Raw genomic sequence first — 14,224 nt, 5'->3', positions numbered from 1 at the left:
AGCATGATCGATCTACTGCCCCTGACGCTGGAAGGGACCGAACCCGTCGAATGGCAAGGTGAAACACCGCAGCTGCGGTGGCGCTGGCAGGGGGAAGGGGTACTGGAGCTTACGCCACGACAGCCTTACCGCCAGGCGATGGTGATGTCGGCGGGCGTGCACGGCAATGAAACCGCGCCGATTGAATTGCTCAATCAGCTGGTCGGCGATCTCCTTGCCGGCCGGTTGCCGCTGACGGTGCGACTGTTGGTAGTGCTGGGCAACCCGGCGGCGATGCGAGCCGGCAAGCGTTATCTGCACAGCGACATGAACCGCATGTTCGGCGGCCGCTACCGCAACTTCGCCGCCAGCGGCGAAACCGTGCGCGCGCAGCAGTTGGAGCGTGCGCTCGCCGCCTTTTTCGATGGGGAGCAGGCGGCGCGTTTCCATTACGATTTGCACACCGCCATCCGTGAATCGCGTTTGCCACGTTTCGGCATTCTGCCCTTTCAGAAACGCCCGTACAGTGAGCCGATGTTGAAGCTGCTGGATGCCGCCGATCTGGATGCGTTGGTGGTACACAGTGCGCCGGGCGGGACTTTTAGCCATTACTCCAGCGAACATCTCAATGCGGCGAGCTGTACGCTCGAGCTGGGCAAGGCGCGGCCGTTCGGCAGCAACGATCTGCAGCAGTTTGCCGCCATCGATCGCGCTCTGCGGGCGGCGGTCAGCGAAGGGGCGCTGCCGGCGCGTGCGGGCGCCGAGATTCGGGTTTTTCGTGTGATGCACTCGTTGATCAAGCACAGCGAAGATTTCAAACTGCATCTGGACGATGACACGGCCAACTTCACCGAACTGCAACCGGGTATGTTGCTGTGCGAGCAACCGCAGGAGGACTATCGCGTGGGCCAGGAGGGGGCGTGGATACTGTTCCCTAACCCCAGCGTGGCGTTGGGCCTGCGTGCCGGCATGTTGTTGAGCGAAGTTTCCCGCTCTACGCTGTATTGATTTATCCACGGTGGCGCCGTCAGCGCGCCGCCGTTATTCCTTTCATTATTTTAATCTGCTATTTCCCACTATTTTTATTCCCGTAAGGCGAATTTTATTCGTTACTAATCCGCGTCTTTATGCGAATGAATAGAAGGCAGTGTCAGGTCGTTATCTGAAAGCCTTAATTGCCTGGTGAGTTTGTTAAGATAAAAATGTGAAATAAGTAACGTTTTTAATAACCATGCTAATCTTGTTGTTACTTTTGAATCGCGCAGAAAGCACGCAAAACGAAACCGAATTGCACTATAATAGTGCATTGCACCGTTTTGGTTATAACTTATGTGATAAAAAATTCTTATATTCAATGAGTTGAGTGATTTCTTTTTTGTAATATTTAGTTACACATAAACATGCTTTCTCCTCGTTGTTTCATGAACTTTTTGATTTTAAGTTTTGATTCATGATGCTAATGTCACATCACCCCGGCATTAGGGGAGCTCATAAAATACCAAAAGATAAAATCACAGCCCAAATTATAAATTGGGCGTGACGGGCAGGGTTCTAATTATAATATCTAGGAAAATAAATGATGAAACGCAGTGTATTAGCCTTAGCTGTCGCCCTCGGGGCGATCACCTCCTTTGCCAACGCGGCTGAAATCTACAATAAGGATGGCAATAAACTCGACCTGTACGGCCGCGTTAACGCCAAGCATTATTTCAGCGACAGTAAGTCCAACGACGGTGATATGACCTATGTTCGTCTGGGCTTCAAAGGCGAAACGCAAATCAATGACCAGTTGACCGGTTACGGCCAGTGGGAATACAACGTTCAGGCCAACCACGATGAAGCGCAGGGCACCACCGGCACCAAAACCCGTCTGGGCTTCGCCGGCCTGAAGTTCGCCAACTATGGCTCGTTCGACTACGGTCGTAACTACGGCGTGGTGTATGACGCCGAGGCTTATACCGACATGCTGCCGGAATTCGGCGGCGACTCCTACAGCTATACCGACAACTTTATGACCGCGCGCTCCAACGGCCTGGCGACCTACCGCAACCGTGATTTCTTCGGTTTGGTGGAAGGCCTGAACCTGGCGGTGCAGTATCAGGGTAAAAACGACGGTGACGGCCGCAGCGTGACCAAGCAAAACGGCGACGGTTACGGCCTGTCTCTGGACTACCAGGATATCGGCGGTTCCGGCATCGGCGTAGCGGCGGCGTTCTCCGATTCCAACCGCACCAGCGCTCAGAAAGCGCTGCAGTATGGCAAGGGTGACAGCGCTACCGCCTGGACCACCGCGGTGAAATACGACGCCAACCAGGTTTACTTGGCTGCGATGTATGCCGAAACCCGTAACATGACGCCGATCAGCGTCAACGGCACTTCCGGCTTCGCCAATAAAACGCAAAACTTCGAAGTGGTGGCTCAGTATCAATTCGAGAACGGCCTGCGTCCTTCCGTGGCCTACGTGCAGTCCAAAGGCAAGGATATCGAAGGGATCGGTGATGCCGACCTGGTGAAATACGTGGAAGTGGGGGCGACTTACTACTTCAACAAAAATATGTACACCTACGTCGATTATCAAATCAACCAGCTGAGCGACGATAACAAACTGAAACTGGCCAACGATGATATCGTTGCCGTCAGCCTGACGTATCGTTTCTAATCTGCAATTTCATTACCTTCATCCTGTGTCGGGATTGGTAATCAGGCAGGGCGCAAGCCCTGCCTTTGTTTTATCGGGATCTCAGCCTTTGGGCGCCAGCCCGACCAGTTCAATGGCGGAACGCAGTGCGACGAAACGTTGCTGATCCTGCTCACGCTCTATTTCGTCCACCAGCTGTGAAAGAATATTGCCGCCGGATACCTTTTTATGTTTTTGGATTAACTGCAACACTGCGTCGCCTAACGCCAGGCTGACGTCGCGCAGCAGAGTTTCATATTGCTCGTTGGAATGAGCCGATGCTGGCATGACCTTTCTCTGTCTCTCTCTTCTTCGGGAGCCGCAATTTAGCAAAACAGCGGCCTTATGCCTCAGAGGAAGACGAAGTTTCCGATGAAATCAGAAATTCCTCAGCATTGCGCGGGGAGCAGGTTAAAAATCCGAATATTCGCTGGCTGGCAACCAGAAGCCGTCGATAAACTCTTCCATGGGATAACAGCCGGCGTGTCGCAAGTTCTGTTCCTTCATCGCGACCAGGCATTGCGGCTCGTCGCGCAATATATCGACCACCATTTCACTGCAGCCGCCATCCAGATAACAGACAAACATCACCAATGCGTACATCGTCGCACGCCTCCTTCGTCGAGTTGCCTTGTCTGCAACAGTGTAGGTAGAAAAGCGCGATTTTTCAGCATCATTGCACGATTAATCGCCATGGAAACGCCGCTGACGACACTTTCGGAATACTCTACCCGTTTCTGACGCCGTGAGCGGATGGCATATCCTTTTGTCGATGCTAAGCTTAACAAGCCTTACTTAAACGCATTACTGCAACCATCAAAAGGAGTGAATATGGGCTTGTTTAACTTCGTCAAAGAAGCGGGCGAAAAACTGTGGGATACAGTCACCGGCAATGCCTCCGCCGAAGATCAAAGCGCCAAACTCAAGGAGCATCTCGATAAGAGCGGCCTGCCGGGCACCGACAAAGTGAATGTGCAGGTGGTCGATGGTAAAGCCGTAGTGACCGGCGACGCCGTCAGCCAGGAGTTAAAAGAGAAGATCCTGGTGGCTATCGGCAACGTGGCAGGTATCAGCGGTGTGGAAGACAAGGTGGCGGTAGCGCAATCCGACGCCGAGAGCCGCTTCTATACCGTGAAGAAGGGCGATACGCTGAGCGCGATCTCTAAAGAGATGTACGGCAACGCCAATCTGTACAACAAGATTTTCGAAGCCAACAAGCCGATGCTGTCGAGCCCGGACAAGATTTATCCGGGGCAGGTGTTGCGTATCCCGCAATAACGCGTCGGTCTACCCTGGCCCGGTCACGTACCGGGCTTTTTTTTTGCCCTCTGCAATCGGCGTCTCTTATTTCCTTGCGCTCTCCATGCCAGTTACATCTCCCCTGTGTACTTGCTCGCTCGCCGGCAGGCGCGGTGTTGACCCTGATGGGGAAAATTGATAGCGTCATCCCCCGGTTGAGGCCGGAGCGACCAAGTCAGCGACGTTGGCGCCTTATTCTGAGGGGATGTTTTGCCCCGTCAAACAGCAATGCAGCAGTTGAACGAGTGAAAACCGATTTAGTGAAACAAGAGCGTAACGCCTCAACGGATAAAAACTATCGAGAAACCTTGGGTGATGCGCAATTTGCGATCGTCGTATTGGCGGTGGCGTCCTGCTCACTGATTATCTTTACGCTGGCGGTCACGCTGTGGGTGACCTGACGCGATTAACTAGGGGAGATAAAATGGAGCCTAATCTCCATGATGAAACCAAACTGCTGGCGATCATCGGCCTGTTGGTGTCCGTGCTGCTGGTGGTATCAATTCTCTTTGGCGTGACCTATTTCTCCGATCTCAGGCACGCGCATGACGATATAGACATCAAGAGCTGCTATATCAAAGCCCCCTGAACCGCGCGAACGTGCCTGCACGTCGCCGCTCTGCGGAGGAGCTGTCCTGTGTTAAGCTTGGGCGGTTACCCTTGGCGAATCGGCGCCATTCAGGAGGTCTTTGCGATGAGTCAGCCACGTCCTACGCTCTCTTCACCTTCACGCGAGTGCCCCGTCGTTGACGGTGTGCGCCAGATACAACGTATTGCCGTGCGTAACGCCGAAGTGGGGGGCATTCCGATCAACCGTGCGTTGCCAACCCGGGAGCGGCGCACCGTCGGCGCCTGGTGTTTTCTCGATCACGCCGGGCCGACGGTATTCAACGGCACTTCGCCCGGCATGGATGTGGGGCCGCATCCGCACACCGGGCTGCAAACGTTCACCTGGATGATAGAAGGTGAGGTGCTGCACCGAGACAGCCTCGGCAGTGAGCAGGTGATTCGTCCGGGTCAGGTTAACCTGATGACCGCAGGGCACGGCATTGCGCATACGGAACAGTCGGTGGGTGAGCAACGGCGATTGCATGCTGCGCAATTATGGATCGCGCTGCCGGCCGAACATGCCGACATGGCACCACGCTTCGATCATTATCCTGATTTGCCGCAATGGCAGAGTAATGGCGTGAATCATCGTTTGTTGGTTGGGGAATTTGGCGCTTATTGTTCACCGGTGTTCACTCTTTCGCCATTAATCGCCATTGATCTGGAATGGGAAGAAGCGGCAAGAATCGAATTGCCGTTGCGCGATGATTATGAAATCGGCTTTTTGCCCCTTATTGGTGCATTTGAACTTAATGGTGAAACCTTTTCACCTGATGAATTCGCCTATTTGGGCATAAAGAATAACTCTATTGGGTTAAATGCACGGAAGGGGAGCCGGGGATTACTCATCGGTGGGGCGCCATTAAACGAAGAGATCCTTATCTGGTGGAATTTCGTTGGCCATACCAAGGCTGAAATTACTCGGGCTCAGCATGATTGGGAACAAGGCGCGCCGCGTTTCCCGCCGGTTAGCGGTTATTCTGGTGAGCGCATGACCGCACCGCGCCTGCCCTGGAACGATGTTTGATAGCGTTAGGATATAATCGCCGCGATTATTCGGCTTATTTCGCTCTAATAAGGCGTAATTAATGTGATCGCGGCTCCAGCTTTACGACAATATAAGGTTTCTCGGCGGAAAAGTGATCTGGCGCATATAACGACAGTGAGAAGAAGTTTAGGATAATCCTCAGGAAGTCAGGTTGTCTCCCGTTAGTCAGATGTCAGTGAGGTCATTATGAGCCAGGTACTTTATCGTGCAAGATTGTCCCATGTCGTGGTTGCCACGGCGCTGTTTTGGGTCTCTGTCGCGGCATTGTTGGTCGCCGTATTAAACTAACCTCAAAAAATGACTCCTGCATAAACCCGCTTCGGCGGGTTTTTTTATCTCCGCCGATGGGGAGGTGAGCGAAGGCGTTTATAATTGATGGCATCTTCAATAAACGACTGGAACCATCATGAAGTTCTTTGCCGATATTTTGCTGCTGCTCATCGCAGCGCTCCATCTTTATATCCTGGTGCTGGAAATGTTCCTGTGGCGTACGCCCCTCGGCAGGCGCGCATTTGGCACAACGGCGGAGTTCGCCGCAGCCACGCGGGTGTTGGCCGCCAATCAGGGGTTGTACAACGGCTTTCTGGCGTTGGGGTTGGTATGGAGCTACTGGCGTGGGGATATGGCACTGCAGCTGTTCTTTCTCGGGTGTGTGCTGGCGGCCGGGGTGTTCGGCGGGTTGAGCGCCAGCCGCAAAATTCTGTGGGTGCAGGCGCTGCCGGCCGCGATCGCGATGCTGGCGGTCTGGGGGGCGCGTTAACCCGCCGACTTGCGGCGGGCTTCAGGCGGATTTTTGGTGAATGACGTGCAACGGCGGATCGATGTGCAGATCAACGCTCAAATCCTGGCGGAAATCATAGGGTGTGATATTAAAACGCTTTCTGAACATGTAGGTGAAGTGGGACTGTGAACCGAAGCCAAAGTCCAGGGCGATGTCGAAGATCGACGCTTCACTGCTGCGCAGTTGATAGACCGCGCCGGCCAGACGGCGTTCGCGAATGTATTTACCGAGCGAAATCCCTGTCGCTTCTTTGAACAGCTTCTGCATGTGCCACAGCGAGTAGCCGGAGTACTCGGCCAGCTCTTCGAGATGGATCACTCGTCCGAGGTGAGTTTCGACCCATTTGCTGAGGGCGCAGACCAACGAGAGGTGGTGTTCTTGTATCATCAGTGCGTCAGTGTGAGACCTACATAGCGGTGAAGTATACACAACTTGCCGCCGTCGACAAAAATGCCGCCGGTGACGGGGGGCAATTATTCGGAAAAACCGTTTGACCGCCGCTTGTCAGCCGAAAGGAAAAACGGCTAATCTGAGACTGTCGCCGCCGCGGTGGGGGACGCAAAGAAAGCCGCAGCAAGAACCGCCAAAACAGAGTCAGCCGTAACAACTCAACGTTGATGGGGTGATCGCATGTTAATGACAGTGATTATTACTCTGGTTGTAATCGTGGGCGTCGGCGCTTTTATGGCGACGCCGGTGATGAGCATGAAGAATGCGGAAGGTGTGGGAGGTGAAGAACCGTGAGAGCAAGAAGATATGCACGCCGCTAAGCGGGGCGAGCGCTAATCGGGAAAGCCTGGGTCAGAAACCCGGGCTTTTTGTTGCGTAACCGCTCAAACGTTTTTCCGCTCGACGGTTTCCTCTCCCCAATAAAGCTGGTCGGCGGTGGTTTTGGCAAAGGCCTTTTCCAGTGCCTCATCACTGCCTTCTTCCCAGATTTTCTGCGCCAACACTTCATCGTTCCCTGCCAGCTCAAAAATGGCTTCGGCGATTTCCACCGAAGTTTCACGCACTGTCGCCCAGGATTTCACATTGTGATTCGCCATAACTTTCTCCTGTTGGTTGTGGCTTGCGGGTGGTTTTTACCACCGCCATGCAGCAAGTATAGGCCAATCCGCCGCAGGCTTTTGCCCGCCGGTGCGCAGAATGGGGAAAAAGACGGGGAGTGCGGGCAATGGCGCGGACGCCATGCTATTCTGTGCGGCGTTTGAATCAAGAAGGAAATTTATTATGTCTGACATGCTGAGCAACGAGCAGGAACTGGCTTCCGATCTGGTCGCTTGCCAACTGGTCATCAAACAGATTCTGGACGTTATCGACGTGATTGCGCCGACCGAAGTGCGCGACAAGATGGCGGGTCAGCTCAAAAGCATCGATTTCTCCACGCATCCTGCCGGCGCCGATCCGGTGACCCGCCGAGCGATTGACAAGGCGATTGCGCTGATCGAGATGAAGTTTACCCGCAACTGAGGCGGGGCCGCCGCAAAGCGGCGGCGTCGGGCGGTGGCGGTTAATCCACCACCGTTTCGATTTTCTTGAACAGCGGGCAGTCGGCTACGCCGATGAAACCGTTGTCGCCATTCACGTACTGGGCGATCGCCACGTTGCGCGCCGTCAGGTATTTGCACTGCAACCCCAACCCGCCAACGTTTTTGTTGCTGCCGATCAGCACGCCGTAGCCCGAGATCAAAAAGCCGCCGTAAATGACCGCCAACACCAATACCCACTTAATCAATTTGCTCATCGTATTTCCTCGTTATCCCTGAGGGTTCATCTAGCCACGGCGCCTATGCGAGGGCAAGGGTAACAGTCTGAAAACCGGGCGATAGCCAGAAATCTAAACGGAAAGTTAAACTTCGTTTAACTTCGCTGTGATAACATGCGCGATAGATTACCAAGATAACAATGAGGCTGCTAAATTTGTTGCGAAAAAAAATCCTCGTGATAATGACGGCCGTCGCTGCCTGCCTGTTTTTCTACCTGCTGGCGCTGGACAGCTATTGCGACGATGGTGGAAATTTTGCGTTGGGCATCTGTTCGGTGACCCGCTTCGTGCCCTGGTAAGCAATTTTTGGCAGGGATGTTCGCACGGCCGCCGCGAGTGTTAAGATGGCGGCCTGAATTTCGCAGTAGATAGGGTTGTCCATGTACGATTTAGGTTTTGGCCAGAACGGCCTATTGTCGCTGGCCCTCGCCGCCGTGGCGTTGCTGGCCGGGCTGTGGGTCTGGTTCCTGGTGAACCGCGCCAGCGTGCGCGCCAATGAGCAGATTCGCCTGCTGCAGGAGATTGCCGAGCAACAACGCCAGCAAACGGCGCTGTTGAAGCGTATGGCGCACCGCGCCGGCGCAGACGGCGCCGCTGCTGCTGACGACGATCTCAACCCCGCGCTGGATTTCAAAGGTTTCATCCCCGAACGTTGAGCATGATGCCCCGGCCGACGGCAGCGTCGCCGGGGCGCCTCAGTAAAACACCATGCCCTGATACGGCTTTTCCCGGCATGCCGCCAGGCGGCTGGCCAAATCGCCGGCATGGATCTCCAATTGATGCCCATCGGGATCGAGAAAATAGAGTGATTCGCCTTCGCTGCGATTGTTTTTCCACTCTTCGACGCCGGCCTGGCGCAACCGCTCGCTGACCTGCTCAATGTGTTCCGGCGCGACGCTGAAGGCGTAATGGGTGTAATCGCGCTCGCGTTGTTGCATGCGCGTTTCATCCAGCGACAGGCATAGCCACAACGGCCCTAACGACAGATAGGCGCCGCCTTGCCAGCGGGCGTGCGGGATAAATCCCAACAGATGCCGATAAAAATCGAAGCTGCGATCGAGATTGCTGACGGCGAGCGTCAGATGGTTAAGGCCGGTCAACATGCATGCGTTCTCCGGGCGCTGAACAGGGAGAAAAGTTTACGCAGGCGCTAAGGAAAGATAAAGGGCACAAAGCATTAGTAGAGATAATGTGAAAACCGGCGGCGCTGTCATAAAACTGTCGTACAGGCATCGTAATGTAGCGCGAACCTTACGAAAGATGGATGAAGCCGATGATTAAATGGTACGAAGAAAGCGATGCCGAAGTGAACCGCAGCATTGCGCTGCTGACCGGAGAGAACCCGGACAAGTGGTATCCCTACGGTGGTGTGAAAGGTAAAGATTACTGCAAGAATCCCTCCGATGCCTGGCCGATCATTTGCGCCAACAAAATCAGTCTGAACCCCGATAACCAAAGCGACAGCCCGCAGTGGCAGGCGCGCATGAGCACTCAGGGCGGTGAATGGCAGGCGGACAGCGCCAGTCCGCTGCGCGCGGCGATGATCTGCTTCCTGATGAGCCGACAGGCTAACTGAGTCGAACAATACCGGTGATTGGTAAGAGTTTCTCCTTTTTCTAATAACAGAGCTGTCGTTGGCGGAGGCTGTTTATGAAGCGCATTATCAAAGGTGATAAAAACTTGTCTCATCTGGTGATTGCCCATGCGGCGATCGATCGTCATGCCGAAAGCTTCGGCCAGCGCCGTCAGGGCTGGCCCTCGACCTACCTGATAAAATATCAAAACGATCGCGTGGCGGTGGAAGTGGTCACGCGTAGCCAATCTTATGTCGCCACGCTGATGATCGGCGCGCGCAATCTGACCAAACTGTGCGGTATGCCTGGCTAAACGCTGCCGTTATCCGCTTTCTCGCGGTAAAAAAATCGCGCTCCGGCCTGCCGTCTCGGGGCGCTTCTCCTTGATGCTCACGGGGTTAAGTGTTAAAAAGCCGCCCGCAGATACATTTATTGATTGGTGAAATCTTGGCCGATAGCGGCAAGGGTATACGCCATATGAGGATAAGATGGGCGGTCAGCATCAGGATACTCCGCTAAAACGCGGTTTAAAAAACAGACACATACAGCTTATTGCCCTCGGGGGCGCCATCGGTACCGGTTTATTTCTCGGCATTGCGCAAACCATTAAAATGGCCGGCCCCGCCGTGCTGCTGGGCTACGCCATCGGCGGTTTTATCGCGTTTTTAATCATGCGCCAGCTGGGTGAAATGGTGGTGGAGGAGCCGGTCGCCGGCTCTTTCAGTCACTTTGCCTATAAATACTGGGGCGATTTCGCCGGCTTCCTTTCCGGCTGGAACTACTGGGCAATGTTCATTCTGGTCGGCATGGCGGAATTGACCGCCGTCGGCATCTACATTCAGTACTGGTGGCCGGAGATCCCCACCTGGGCCTCCGCCGCGCTGTTTTTCGTGCTGATCAACCTGATTAACCTGGTGAACGTGCGCCTGTACGGCGAAACCGAGTTCTGGTTCGCCATCATCAAGGTAGTGGCGATTGTCGGCATGATCGTCTTCGGCGCCTGGCTGTTGGCCAGCGGTAACGGCGGGCCGCAGGCCAGCATCACCAACCTCTGGCAGCAGGGCGGCTTTATGCCGCACGGCTTCTCCGGGCTGGTAATGGCGATGGCGGTGATCATGTTCTCGTTCGGCGGGCTGGAGATGGTCGGCATCACCGCGGCGGAAGCCGCCGATCCGCGCCGCAGCATTCCCAAAGCCACCAATCAGGTGGTGTACCGCATCCTGATCTTCTATATCGGCTCGCTGACCGTGCTGCTTTCGCTCTATCCGTGGGGGCAAGTGGTGGAGGGCGGCAGCCCGTTCGTGCTGATCTTCCATGCGCTGAACAGCAATCTGGTGGCAACGGTGCTCAACGTAGTGGTCTTGACCGCCGCGCTGTCGGTTTACAACAGCGGCGTTTATGCCAACAGCCGCATGCTGTTCGGGCTGGCCAGCCAGGGCAATGCGCCGCAGGTGCTGACGCGCGTGAATAAACGCGGCGTGCCGGTGCTGTCCATCGCGCTGTCGGCGTTGATTACTTCGATCGGCGTGCTGATCAACTACCTGATGCCCGGCAAGGCGTTTGAACTGCTGATGGCGCTGGTGGTGTCAACATTGGTGATCAACTGGGTGATGATCTGCCTGGCGCACCTGAAGTTCCGTGCCGCCAAGAACCGCCAGGGCGTCATCCCCAGCTTTAAGGCGCTGTGGTATCCTTTCGGCAACTACCTGTGTCTGGCGTTCCTCGGCCTGATTCTGGTGATCATGTATTTCAGCGAAGGGATCCGCATTTCGGTGTTGCTGATGCCGGTATGGGTTGCGGTGCTGTGGTGCGGGTTCATGCTGACGCGCCGCAAAGGCGCCAAGCGTTAATCTGCGTGCTGCGGAGGCGTATTGCCCGCCTCCGCTTCTTTTCTCGTTAGCCGCGCGGCATAAAGGCGCGGCTCTCACCGTGACCCCGCCCCAACAGTTTCCGGCACAGCAGCAGCAGGGTGCTGATAACGTCGATGGCGACTACGCTGAGCATCAGCAGAGTCAGCATGAAGAACCCAAGCAGCGAACCGCCCAGCAGTACCAACGGTGCAGGCACGCGCAGCCGGCGCAGCTTCATGGCGAAATACATTTTCCAGTATTGCTTCTGCGCCAGCAGCGCGCTGCGAATACGACGCCCCAGGCCGATGCCTGATTTGCGGGATGTAGAACGACTCATAACTTCTCCTTTTCTGTATGCCCTACAAGTCAATCACAAAGATCTTAAGAGAGTCTTAACGGGCTCTTGGCGGCCCTGGCTTTCCACTGGAGTGAGACAACAGCATACGGCAAAAGGTCCCGAGATACAGCGCACGGCTGACAAAGTGCGAGCTTCATCGGGTTTGTTACACTGAAAGTCATGCCCGTGCAGGGCGCTGTGGTCGGGAGAAAAGGCAGGATGAAAAGAATCAACCGTTATTACGACGCGGCCAAGGCGCATCATACGCCGGAGGGATTTCGCAACCTGGAACCTTCGCGGCGTCAGGAGGGCGATCTTCGGCGTTGGCAAGATGAACGCAAGCGACAGGGGCTGCCCAGGCCGCCGCAGCAGGGTTATGCGCAATTTACCCAGCGCTGGTGGCAACCTGCCGATCTCAGTGGCAGCGACGACAGCGTCTGGTGGTTGGGGCATGCCTCGATGCTATTGCGATTGAGTGGCCGCTATATCCTGATCGATCCGGTATTGTCCGAACGTGCATCGCCGCTGAGCTTTTACGGCCCAAAGCGCAGAACGCCGCCGCCGTTGACGGTGGGGCAACTGCCGGCGGTGGATGTGGTGCTGATCTCCCATAACCATTATGACCACCTCGACAGGCGCACGGTGCGGCAATTGGCGCGGCGTTTCCCACAGGCCGAGTTCATCGTGCCGTTGGGGTTGAAGCGCTGGTTTCGCCGCTACCGGCTGAAGGTGCATGAACTGGACTGGTGGCAGAGCCTGTCACTGGGCGAGCTGACGGTCTACGCCACGCCGGCGCGGCACTGGAGCATGCGCACGCTGTGGGATCGCAATCGCTCGCTGTGGTGCGGGTGGGTGATCCACCATCCGGCGCTACGGTTTTATTTTTCCGGCGACAGCGGTTATTCGGAACGGCTGGCGGAGATCGGTCAACGGCTGGGGCCGTTCGACGTGGCTGCGTTGCCGATCGGCGCCTATGCGCCGCGCTGGTTTATGCAGGAGCAGCATATGGATCCGCAGCAGTCGGTGGCGCTGTATCGCGAACTGAATCAGCCGCGAGCCATTCCTATCCATTGGGGAGTATTCGAACTGGCGGATGAATCGCTGGACGAACCGCCGCAGCAGCTGAACCTGGCCCTGAGCGAGGCGGGGGTGGAGCAGCATCAATTCCTCCCGCTGAAGATTGGCGAGCGCATCGCGTTGCAGGGCTCATCGCTTGCGTTACCTAATCACCCGGCGGCGCAGCGGGATGAATAAAGTCAATGGTTTGAAAGCGCAGCTGTAATTAGCAGAATTGATAAGTGCGGGTGGTGATTCAAATAACCCCCGTATTTTCAGGATTTAATTCAACGTTGAACTTTCGTTATTGATAAGATTATTCCGGCTATTGAGGTTAATGACATTCGGATTATTTATGATGAAACCACAGGCAGCGGAAGATGTGCCGGCGCTTTGCATGCTTATGCATCCGTTGTGCAGGGTGGAGACGTTGCCGCCGACCCGTGCGCCGTTCTCGCCCGCGCCGTTTGGCGGCAGGGCGGAAAGCCGATGAGGAATGGGCTTTCCGGCGGTAAATGGTCGGAGGAGCGATGAATAAATTGGCCCCCGTTCATCGATATTCAGATGTTGCATATCAAATTCCATAAAGATTCAAATTTTTTAACGCTATAAGCGGCAAAAAAGCGGAAATGATGAGACGCAAAGGCGTCAATACGATGAAAGTTTTGTTAAAACTCCAGCAGAATGCGGGGTCTGGCGCAGTGATTTTGGCAAGCAGAAAATAGCCGATGCTTCAACATCTTTTGGCCTATTTAAGCAAATGTTGCGCTCGACCGTTTCAAATATGTGCGACATGTCGTTCAGTGATTAAAAATGGCTTGCCATCGCATACAGAGTATGTGATAACGCATCTGGGTAAAACGAGGTACAGTTCTGTATATGTGTGGCATTTTCAGTAAAGAAGTTCTGAGTAAAGACGTTAGCGTTGAATACCGCTTCTCTGCCGATCCTTATCTTAGTGCCTCAAGCAGTAACGACTCTAGTTTGTCTATGTAACGCCCTCGGGCGGTTTAAACAATCCAAAGGAAATACTCAAGATGGCAAAGATCAAAGGTCAAGTTAAGTGGTTCAACGAGTCTAAAGGTTTCGGTTTCATCACCCCGGCTGACGGCAGCAAAGACGTGTTCGTACACTTCTCTGCAATCCAGGGTAACGGCTTCAAAACCCTGGCTGAAGGCCAGAACGTTGAGTTCGAAATCCAAGATGGCCAGAAAGGCCCATCTGCAGTAAACGTTACTGCTATCTAATC

Annotated in this window: 24 protein-coding genes; 16 read left to right on the top strand and 8 right to left on the bottom strand. The window is 54.8% G+C overall.

Translation table 11 applies throughout. The features are described 5' to 3' along the window. Positions 1 to 3: 3 nt before the first annotated feature. Both astE and ompC read left to right on the top strand, forming a co-directional pair. Positions 4 to 987: a succinylglutamate desuccinylase gene (astE, locus tag GT753_RS10170; RefSeq protein WP_160125567.1), complete on the top strand. Its 984-nt coding sequence runs from the start codon at positions 4 to 6 to the stop codon at positions 985 to 987. A gap of 568 nt (positions 988 to 1,555) precedes the next feature. After that, positions 1,556 to 2,638 (top strand): porin OmpC, encoded by a 1,083-nt coding sequence (gene ompC / locus GT753_RS10165; RefSeq protein WP_160125566.1) that lies wholly within the window; start codon positions 1,556 to 1,558, stop codon positions 2,636 to 2,638. A gap of 81 nt (positions 2,639 to 2,719) precedes the next feature. Here the strand turns inward: ompC and GT753_RS10160 are convergent, their stop codons facing one another. Beyond that, a complete protein-coding gene (locus tag GT753_RS10160) occupies positions 2,720 to 2,944 on the bottom strand; it encodes a biofilm development regulator YmgB/AriR family protein (protein WP_004934572.1) in 225 nt (74 codons plus the stop codon). 123 nt (positions 2,945 to 3,067) lie between these two features. Beyond that, positions 3,068 to 3,259, bottom strand: a complete 192-nt coding sequence (locus GT753_RS10155; protein ID WP_004934567.1) for a YebW family protein — start codon at positions 3,257 to 3,259, stop codon at positions 3,068 to 3,070. Positions 3,260 to 3,487: 228 nt separating this feature from the next. Between GT753_RS10155 and lysM the strand changes: the two genes are divergently transcribed. The 5 genes from lysM (at position 3,488) to GT753_RS10140 (ending at position 6,372) form a co-directional block, all read left to right on the top strand. Beyond that, complete coding sequence (gene lysM / locus GT753_RS10150; RefSeq protein ID WP_015378169.1) at positions 3,488 to 3,934, top strand: peptidoglycan-binding protein LysM; 447 nt, start codon at positions 3,488 to 3,490, stop codon at positions 3,932 to 3,934. Between the two features lie 266 nt (positions 3,935 to 4,200). Further along, positions 4,201 to 4,356, top strand: coding sequence for a hypothetical protein (locus GT753_RS25705; protein WP_004934560.1), 156 nt, complete (start codon positions 4,201 to 4,203; stop codon positions 4,354 to 4,356). A 23-nt stretch (positions 4,357 to 4,379) separates the two neighbouring features. Further along, the gene (locus GT753_RS25700; RefSeq protein WP_004934557.1) at positions 4,380 to 4,544 is read left to right on the top strand and encodes a hypothetical protein; all 165 of its coding nucleotides are present in this window, start codon (positions 4,380 to 4,382) and stop codon (positions 4,542 to 4,544) included. A 105-nt stretch (positions 4,545 to 4,649) separates the two neighbouring features. Continuing rightward, complete coding sequence (locus tag GT753_RS10145) at positions 4,650 to 5,591, top strand: pirin family protein (RefSeq protein WP_075684711.1); 942 nt, start codon at positions 4,650 to 4,652, stop codon at positions 5,589 to 5,591. A gap of 427 nt (positions 5,592 to 6,018) precedes the next feature. Beyond that, positions 6,019 to 6,372 carry a DUF1304 domain-containing protein gene (locus GT753_RS10140; RefSeq protein ID WP_044031053.1) on the top strand — a complete coding sequence of 118 codons (354 nt, stop codon included), beginning with the start codon at positions 6,019 to 6,021 and terminating at the stop codon, positions 6,370 to 6,372. A 21-nt stretch (positions 6,373 to 6,393) separates the two neighbouring features. Here GT753_RS10140 and GT753_RS10135 read toward each other — a convergent pair whose 3' ends face one another. Both GT753_RS10135 and GT753_RS10130 read right to left on the bottom strand, forming a co-directional pair. Then, positions 6,394 to 6,780: a helix-turn-helix domain-containing protein gene (locus tag GT753_RS10135; RefSeq protein WP_004927697.1), complete on the bottom strand. Its 387-nt coding sequence runs from the start codon at positions 6,778 to 6,780 to the stop codon at positions 6,394 to 6,396. 446 nt (positions 6,781 to 7,226) lie between these two features. After that, positions 7,227 to 7,439, bottom strand: a complete 213-nt coding sequence (locus tag GT753_RS10130; RefSeq protein WP_004927694.1) for a YccJ family protein — start codon at positions 7,437 to 7,439, stop codon at positions 7,227 to 7,229. A 184-nt stretch (positions 7,440 to 7,623) separates the two neighbouring features. Here GT753_RS10130 and GT753_RS10125 point away from each other — a divergent pair, with 184 nt between their 5' ends. After that, a complete protein-coding gene (locus tag GT753_RS10125; protein ID WP_004927692.1) occupies positions 7,624 to 7,863 on the top strand; it encodes a DUF2766 family protein in 240 nt (79 codons plus the stop codon). A 40-nt stretch (positions 7,864 to 7,903) separates the two neighbouring features. On the opposite strand, the gene GT753_RS10120 is transcribed toward GT753_RS10125, so the two are convergent. Beyond that, complete coding sequence (locus tag GT753_RS10120; protein ID WP_004927690.1) at positions 7,904 to 8,137, bottom strand: YobH family protein; 234 nt, start codon at positions 8,135 to 8,137, stop codon at positions 7,904 to 7,906. A gap of 161 nt (positions 8,138 to 8,298) precedes the next feature. Here GT753_RS10120 and GT753_RS10115 point away from each other — a divergent pair, with 161 nt between their 5' ends. Beyond that, entirely contained in the window at positions 8,299 to 8,457 is a 159-nt protein-coding gene (locus tag GT753_RS10115) for a PhoP/PhoQ regulator MgrB (protein WP_004927688.1), read from the top strand. Positions 8,458 to 8,538: 81 nt separating this feature from the next. Next, a complete protein-coding gene (locus GT753_RS10110; RefSeq protein WP_033640075.1) occupies positions 8,539 to 8,814 on the top strand; it encodes a YebO family protein in 276 nt (91 codons plus the stop codon). A 39-nt stretch (positions 8,815 to 8,853) separates the two neighbouring features. On the opposite strand, the gene fos is transcribed toward GT753_RS10110, so the two are convergent. Next, a complete protein-coding gene (gene fos / locus GT753_RS10105; protein ID WP_060444663.1) occupies positions 8,854 to 9,261 on the bottom strand; it encodes a fosfomycin resistance glutathione transferase in 408 nt (135 codons plus the stop codon). 170 nt (positions 9,262 to 9,431) lie between these two features. On the opposite strand from fos, the gene GT753_RS10100 reads away from it, so the two are divergent. The 3 genes from GT753_RS10100 (at position 9,432) to GT753_RS10090 (ending at position 11,582) form a co-directional block, all read left to right on the top strand. After that, positions 9,432 to 9,734, top strand: a complete 303-nt coding sequence (locus tag GT753_RS10100) for a phage protein NinX family protein (RefSeq protein WP_004927682.1) — start codon at positions 9,432 to 9,434, stop codon at positions 9,732 to 9,734. Between the two features lie 74 nt (positions 9,735 to 9,808). Continuing rightward, positions 9,809 to 10,045 (top strand): DUF4060 family protein, encoded by a 237-nt coding sequence (locus GT753_RS10095; protein WP_004927680.1) that lies wholly within the window; start codon positions 9,809 to 9,811, stop codon positions 10,043 to 10,045. Positions 10,046 to 10,220: 175 nt separating this feature from the next. Further along, positions 10,221 to 11,582 carry an amino acid permease gene (locus GT753_RS10090; protein WP_004927677.1) on the top strand — a complete coding sequence of 454 codons (1,362 nt, stop codon included), beginning with the start codon at positions 10,221 to 10,223 and terminating at the stop codon, positions 11,580 to 11,582. 46 nt (positions 11,583 to 11,628) lie between these two features. Here GT753_RS10090 and GT753_RS10085 read toward each other — a convergent pair whose 3' ends face one another. After that, positions 11,629 to 11,919, bottom strand: coding sequence for a hypothetical protein (locus GT753_RS10085; protein ID WP_004927675.1), 291 nt, complete (start codon positions 11,917 to 11,919; stop codon positions 11,629 to 11,631). 219 nt (positions 11,920 to 12,138) lie between these two features. Here GT753_RS10085 and GT753_RS10080 point away from each other — a divergent pair, with 219 nt between their 5' ends. Then, positions 12,139 to 13,173: an MBL fold metallo-hydrolase gene (locus GT753_RS10080; protein WP_160125565.1), complete on the top strand. Its 1,035-nt coding sequence runs from the start codon at positions 12,139 to 12,141 to the stop codon at positions 13,171 to 13,173. An 84-nt stretch (positions 13,174 to 13,257) separates the two neighbouring features. Here GT753_RS10080 and GT753_RS10075 read toward each other — a convergent pair whose 3' ends face one another. Beyond that, a complete protein-coding gene (locus GT753_RS10075; protein ID WP_130054767.1) occupies positions 13,258 to 13,548 on the bottom strand; it encodes a hypothetical protein in 291 nt (96 codons plus the stop codon). A 306-nt stretch (positions 13,549 to 13,854) separates the two neighbouring features. Here GT753_RS10075 and GT753_RS10070 point away from each other — a divergent pair, with 306 nt between their 5' ends. Beyond that, entirely contained in the window at positions 13,855 to 13,971 is a 117-nt protein-coding gene (locus GT753_RS10070; protein ID WP_002211058.1) for a DUF2627 domain-containing protein, read from the top strand. 41 nt (positions 13,972 to 14,012) lie between these two features. After that, positions 14,013 to 14,222 (top strand): transcription antiterminator/RNA stability regulator CspE, encoded by a 210-nt coding sequence (gene cspE, locus GT753_RS10065; RefSeq protein ID WP_002221949.1) that lies wholly within the window; start codon positions 14,013 to 14,015, stop codon positions 14,220 to 14,222. Positions 14,223 to 14,224 lie beyond the last annotated feature (2 nt).

It is taken from the genome of Serratia sp. Z4, assembly GCF_009900725.1.
Lineage (GTDB): Bacteria > Pseudomonadota > Gammaproteobacteria > Enterobacterales > Enterobacteriaceae > Serratia > Serratia nematodiphila.
Note: the sequence above shows the minus strand (reverse complement) of the source record. Positions and strands in the feature narration are given on the sequence as shown.